The organism is Xanthomonas bromi, assembly GCF_900092025.1.
Taxonomy (GTDB): Bacteria; Pseudomonadota; Gammaproteobacteria; order Xanthomonadales; family Xanthomonadaceae; genus Xanthomonas; species Xanthomonas bromi.
In genome coordinates this window covers 1-6,319 of sequence record NZ_FLTX01000105.1, presented here as the reverse complement: position 1 = coordinate 6,319, position 6,319 = coordinate 1, and the positions used below count along the sequence as shown (strand labels likewise).

The window sequence follows — 6,319 nt, the reverse complement described above, 5'->3', positions numbered from 1 at the left end:
TTTCCTCGGCCGACGTCGGTCCGCCACCGTCGCTGGCAGCCGTGCCGCCGCCACCCGAAGGGGCCGCGCAATACCAGCGCTTTGCCGGCGTGCGGCGGGGCATGGCCTTGGTCCCGTCGCGTGTCCCATCGCTGCGCCGGCCCACCGCATCGGGACCGCAAACCGCCACGGTGGTCGGCAAGGCCGGCGAGGTGGTCGATACCGATGAGTTGGGACGCATCCTGGTCCAGATGCACTGGCCGCTGGCGCAGGAGCATGCCAAGGGCGGCGCCGCCGACGACGAGCGCTCCAGCACGCGCGTGCGCTATGCCTCCCCCTCGGCCAGTGAGGGGTTTGGGCATCAGTTCATCCCGCGCGTGGGCGATGAGGTGTTGATCGAGTTCCTGCACGGCGATATCGATCGGCCGATCGCGGTGGCGGTCATCCACAACGGCCGCCGACCGACCGCTGCGTTCAGCGGCGCGCGTGGTCTGCCGGGCAATCGCACGCTCTCGGGCATCCTCACGCGCGAGCACAATGGCAGTGGCGCCAATGAACTGCTGTTCGACGACACCACCGGTCAACCGCGTGCGCGCCTGGCCAGCACCCACCAGGCCAGTGAGTTGAATCTGGGCTACCTGACCCATCCACGCGCCGACGGCCAGGCCGACCCGCGTGGCCAGGGCGCCGAACTGCGCACCGATGCCGCAGCGGCCTTGCGCGCTGCGCAGGGCATGTTGCTGAGCACCTATGCGCGCAGTCAGGCCGGCGGCCACCAACTCGACCGCGACGAACTCGACGCGCTGTTGGCGCAATGCGCCGAACTGTTCAAGGGCTTGGGGGACTACGCCGCTCAGCATGGTGGGCAGACGGTGGAGACCGGTGGGCAGGACGCGCTACGGCAGGCATTGCAGGGCTGGCCCAGCGGCACCGATCGCAGTGCCGCAGGCAAGCCGTTGATGGCCTTCGCCGCCAGCGAGGGTATGGTCAGTGCCACGCCGCACAGCCACCTCAATTACGCTGGGCAAAACATCGACAGCGTGGCGCAGCAGCACCTGCAGCTGACCAGCGGCCAGGCCACGCGCGTACATGCCGGGCAGGGGATCGCGCTGTTTGCGCAAGCCTCGGGCCTGAGCGCCATTGCCAACCAGGGGCCTGTGCGCTTGCAGGCACAGGCCGACGCCTTGACGGCCAACGCGCAGACCAACCTGCAGCTGACCGCCAACACAGGCGAGGTGCTGCTGAGCGCGCCACGGATACGGCTGGTGGCCGAGGACGGCAGTTTCCTGAGCATCGGGGGCGGCGGGATCACACTTGGCACCCAGGGCGGGGTCGAGCTCCATGCGGCCAGCCATGCGTTGCTGGGACCGTCCACCGAGCAGGCCAACCGTCCCAGCTTCGGCAAAGACGGCACCGACCAGAAATTCCAGCTGCACTACCCCAGCCACAGCGCGGACACGCCCCAGCCCGCGGCCAACCACGCGTACAGCATCACGTTGGACGATGGCCGCGTGGTGCAAGGCGTCTCCGATGCGCAGGGCCTGACCGATCTGCTGCGCGATGAGGTCACGCGCATCGTGCGTATCGAGGTCCACAAGCCGCCGCTGGGTGGCGGCTGATGCCCGTCCCGCGCGTGCGGCGCTGCTTGCCGCGCTCCCCCCGATATTCGTTCCGCAGGATGCCTGTATGACCGACTCCGCTCCCCATGTCGTGGCCCAAGCCGATGCACTGCTGCTCCCCAATCGGATGGGCAACCGTCCGGTGCAGGTGCCTGCGGACCGGCCTGGCATCGTGATCTTCATCCACGGCGTCAACGACCCTGGCGCCGGCTATCCCACCGTGGAAAAGGGGCTTTGCCAGGGCCTCAACGAGCGCCTGAGTCGCGTGGATCTGCGCGCCGGGCGGTATGGGGCCAAGTATGCCGAAGCGAAGAAATCGCCCTTGAAGCCAGGCGAGCAGGGCTACAAGGAAGTGGCGTCGGTCAAATACGACCCGGACACCTACCTCTATCAGCGCAGCGAAGACACCACCAGCAAGTTGCCGACCCACAGCATGTTCATCCCGTTCTACTGGGGCTATCGCGCCAGTGACAACGAGATCGCCAAGGACAAGCGCGGCAACCCGACGCGCCTGCGCAGCCAGTACCAGGACACCGCCGGCAACCGGCTGGATGCCAATTTCGCCAAGGCCGGCGGGTTCTTCGCCAACGCCACCAGCAACCTGCCGGACATGTATGGCCAGGGTTTCGACACCAGCCTGATGACCGCGACCATCCAGCCGGTGGCCTCGGACTTCACCTATTTCGGCGAGGCGCCGCCACGGCTGTATTTCGTGCTGGCGGCCGAACGGCTGGCGATGCTGGTGAGCGAGATCCGCCGCCTGGCCCCGGACGACACGATCACCATCATGGGCCACAGCCAGGGCACGCTGATCACCCTACTGGCGCAGGCCATGCTGGCCGACCGTAGCCAGCGCTGCGCGGACTGCCTCATCCTGGTGGACAGCCCCTACAGCCTGCTCGAACCCAAGGGCGAGGAGCAGACCACCCAGGCCAAGCTGCAGACGCTGATCAAGATCGTCAACGCCGTGACCGCCAAGCCGTACGCCCGCCCACCATTGAGCGAGCTGCAAGTGGGTCAGCCAGGATATGGGGGCCGCACCGGACATCGATGGACCCCTAGCCAGGGCACCCGGCTGGATGCGGAAGGCAAACAGATCGTCTTCGCCGAGCGCGACAACCGCGGCAAGGTGTACCTGTACTTCTGCCCACAGGACACCACCGTGGCGCTGGATCAGGTGCAGGGCATCGGCACCTACGGCGTGCCGGACACGGTGAACGTGGCGTGGAAGCGGAAGTTCTACAGCACCGAGCGCACCGCTACCTTGCCGGCGATGGACGCGCTCAAGGATCTACGCTTCCACCAGCGGATGTGGACCAAGGTGCTGCGCGGTGGCAAGCCGGTTGCAGTGGGCTTGCCGCCGCAGCACATCCAGCTACGGATGGAAGGGGAGGCGCGTTACCCCGGCGGAGGTGTGGGCGCTGCAACCACGGCCAGCCAGACGCCCTTGCCGCAGGAGGGGCGCTACATCAATGGCGAGGCACTGCAACCGCCGCACGCACCCCAGATGGAGGAGGGCGAAGCGGACGCGCGCCAGTACAAGAGCAGCACGCCGCTGCGCGGCACGCCGACTCATGCCGGCAAGGATGCGCCGGACGATGTGTCGGTGGACGTGGCGCTGGGCAACCCGGCGGCGCGGTTGCGCCAGTACATGGTGTTTATCAGCATCGAGGAACAGGAGGTGCCCGAGTCCAAACTGGCGGAGATGACCAGCGAGTTCAACGCGCAGCATCCCGACATCAACGACCAGACACCCGGTTACACGTGCGATGCGACCGATATGGGCTGCTCGGTGTGGCGGCATGCCACGCCCAACGAGGTGCGTGCACAGATGGCGCGCAATCCTGCCGCGCTGAGCGACAATTCCTATCACTCGGCGATGCTGCGCAGCACCGAGAACCACCGCTGGGTGACGGCGATGGACGTGGCGATCGGGCAGGCGCAGACCTTGGACGATCCGGAGTGGCGCAAGGTGCTGATCGCCTTTGCCAATTGGCGCACGCCGTTTACTCCACCCAAATATCAAACAACGTCGTCTGTCTACATGAGTCAACTTGCGAATTTCGAGAAGCTCAGTCCTGGAGCAAAAATGCTGGCGAAGCAAACGGCTTTTTACTACAAAAACGGAGATTTTCCGGATGTCGTGTCTAAGGAGCCGCCAGACAAATACGTGGTGAGTCAGACCCGAGCGCAACGTGCGGAGAGTAGCCAGTGAGTGCGCATCAAATGCCTAGCATCATGCGCTACACGCTGGTGTGGCTCGGCGCGCTGTTGGCTTGGGTGGCGCTGATCCTTTTCATCTACTATCGCCAATGGCAGTCAACAGGCGTGGAGGATTCCGGCTTGGGCAACGATATCCGTAATGGTGTATTGGCGATTACCGCACTGGTGGGCGTGGCCTTTGGTGGGCATTGGCTATGGAAGGTGCGCAGCGCCGTGGCCAAGGAACCAGCGGCCATGACAAGCGCCCAGGCCACGACGGCGGCCGCGACCCCGCACGGGCGCATGCTGGCTGGTGAAGGGGAGCGCTATGTCTTGGAGGTGCGCGGGCTGGGGTTAGCGGTAGACCGCTATTACCAGGAAGACACCTGGCGGCTGTTCAAAGACAAGGACGACAACTACCTCTCAGTGCTGTCGAAAGACCCGAAGGACTACGATCCCAATACGCGGATCGGCGATGGTGAAATGGCAGCCAGTGCCGCCTTTGGTTACGCAGCGAAGGCAGCAGTAGAGCGCTGGCCTCTACCAGTCATCGTCCTCGGGCCGCCGACCACGATCAACGATGGCAGCACAATGGCATCGGGAATTGCGTATTGGCGGCAGTCCCAAAGCCTGGGCCTTACCCTGTTCCTTTGGCAGGGTGACGCCAATGTAGCGAGCGCTCAAGGCACGCTGGAACAGTTGTTCCAGTTCTTCGATGATCATCCTGATGTACCGGAAGTATTGCTGGTCAGCAACGATTCGGAAGGAGGGCGCTACGGCTGGAAATCACCGGGTCTGCCAAAGCAGCCGGAAGGGATACACGTGCCGATAATGCCAGACAGCATGGCTGCACTGTTGGTGGCCCGCAGCGATCGGATAGACAGATTGGTGCGCCCCTATGCCGTCGATGTGGACGATGGCATCAACAAGGACGACACGCAGTACGACATCATCAAGCTTTGGAATTTTTTCTGGGAAAAACGCCAAATCTTCGATAAGCAGTACGAGGAAGCGCTAAAAGCCAAGGGCGTGGAATACCCAGAGGGGCCCAGCGTGCCAAAGGCCGATTGGTGGATTGCGCAACTGCCCGAGTTGTGGAAGCAGATCAGTAACAAGGGGCCTGGTGATTTCAAGCCCAGGCCGTATCTGCCGGTGCGCTGGGCGCGTTGGCAGGTGCAGCAGTTCGACGAATCGCCGCTCCTGGGGTATCTGCATCGCCCGGTGCATGTGCCCTTGACCGACGACCAAGGGAAGCCCCTCAAGCGCGCTGCGCAGGTAGAGGCGTTGCGCAAGGGCTGGGGGCAGGCAGTGGCCGCGTTGCCGGAAGATGCCAAGCCAACGCGAGTGTTCTACGACACCAGCCTGGATCGCGAATGGGTCATCCCCCTGACCCAGGCGCTACACGAGAACGCCGAGGGCATCGAACTGGACGACAAGCACCAGGGCTATGACATCGGTCGGCGGCTGGGCAATACAGGCGTGAGCTCGGTGCTGGTGCAGATCGCGCTGGGCATCGTCTCCGGCTACGACGATGGCCGCACCAGTGCTACCGTCAATCTGACACCCGATGGCTATGCGGGCATCGTGATGGTCAGCCCGCCCGACGAAGCCAGCAAAGCCGCCGCAACCCATGGGAAGCATCCGTTCTACGACCTGTTGCGCGGCAAGAAGGCCACGCCATGAGCCGTGCATTCATCGTTGAAGGTGACGCCCACAGCCACGGCGGCCATGTGCTGGCCGGTTCCGAGCACGCGGGCATCGATGACCAGGCGTTTGCGTGTGAAGGGCATCCTGCAACGTGTCCGCTGCATGGGCGCACTCACATTGCCGGTGCATCTAGTCATCTGAACATCCATGGACGCAAGGCCGCTCTGGACGGCGACAAACTCGCGTGTGGCGCCACGCTCATCGCGGGGCGGCAAGGTCGTGCCAAGCTTCAATAACCGTGCCGAGCAAGGCGCGCTGGCGTAATGCGTGCATCCCGGAGAGTGGAAATAACGGGGTCAGGTTCTTAGGTATCCCCACGTTTTTAAAGCACCAACGTCATCTGCTCGCGCACTGCGTCGGGCAGTGTGCGCAAGCGTTCTAGCCAGCGTGAGACAGGTTCCATCGGCCAGCGCCTGACCAGCGCCTCGCGCCCGATGCGTAGTGTCGAGTAGAGCTTGCGTGTGCTGCTGCGTGGCGATAGCCAGTGCGCGATGCCGGTGGCTTCGCAGCCCAGTCCTGCCAGCCAACTGGCGAAGGTGGCCAGCGTGTTGAGCAACAACAGGATCTGCAGCCGCTCACCGCGTCGGGTCAGGCTGTCTTCCATCGCTTGGCCGTAGCGATGTGACTTCAGATCACGAAATGCCAGCTCATCTGCATCCTTCGTGCGTACAGATTGACCAACTGTTTCGCGCTGGGTGCTTGCAACTGTGGGGAGTCAACGATCAGTCATGACTCGCGCTCACGCGCTGCTGCTTTCAAACTGGATGATGCACGCGAGACCTTGGCAGGTGAGCGTCGATTGCGTTGCTGCC

The 6,319-nt window shown here is 64.0% G+C and carries 4 protein-coding genes and 1 pseudogene; 4 read left to right on the top strand and 1 reads right to left on the bottom strand.

Features of this window, described 5'->3' with window-relative positions:
• The 4 genes from XBLMG947_RS20565 to XBLMG947_RS20550 form a co-directional block, all read left to right on the top strand.
• Positions 1–1,598 (top strand): DUF2345 domain-containing protein (locus XBLMG947_RS20565; protein WP_139074469.1); only part of this gene is annotated, 1,598 nt, incomplete at its 5' end.
• A gap of 67 nt (positions 1,599–1,665) precedes the next feature.
• On the top strand, positions 1,666–3,813 hold the full coding sequence (locus XBLMG947_RS20560; protein WP_065470376.1) for a T6SS effector phospholipase Tle3 domain-containing protein: 2,148 nt from the start codon (positions 1,666–1,668) through the stop codon (positions 3,811–3,813).
• Positions 3,810–5,483 (top strand): type VI lipase adapter Tla3 domain-containing protein, encoded by a 1,674-nt coding sequence (locus XBLMG947_RS20555; protein ID WP_065470375.1) that lies wholly within the window; start codon positions 3,810–3,812, stop codon positions 5,481–5,483. Before XBLMG947_RS20560 ends, XBLMG947_RS20555 begins: the two co-directional genes overlap by 4 nt.
• Positions 5,480–5,743 (top strand): PAAR domain-containing protein, encoded by a 264-nt coding sequence (locus XBLMG947_RS20550; RefSeq protein ID WP_065470374.1) that lies wholly within the window; start codon positions 5,480–5,482, stop codon positions 5,741–5,743. Before XBLMG947_RS20555 ends, XBLMG947_RS20550 begins: the two co-directional genes overlap by 4 nt.
• 86 nt (positions 5,744–5,829) lie before the next feature.
• Here XBLMG947_RS20550 and XBLMG947_RS20545 read toward each other — a convergent pair.
• A pseudogene (locus XBLMG947_RS20545) lies at positions 5,830–6,319 on the bottom strand (transposase); the annotation flags it as partial.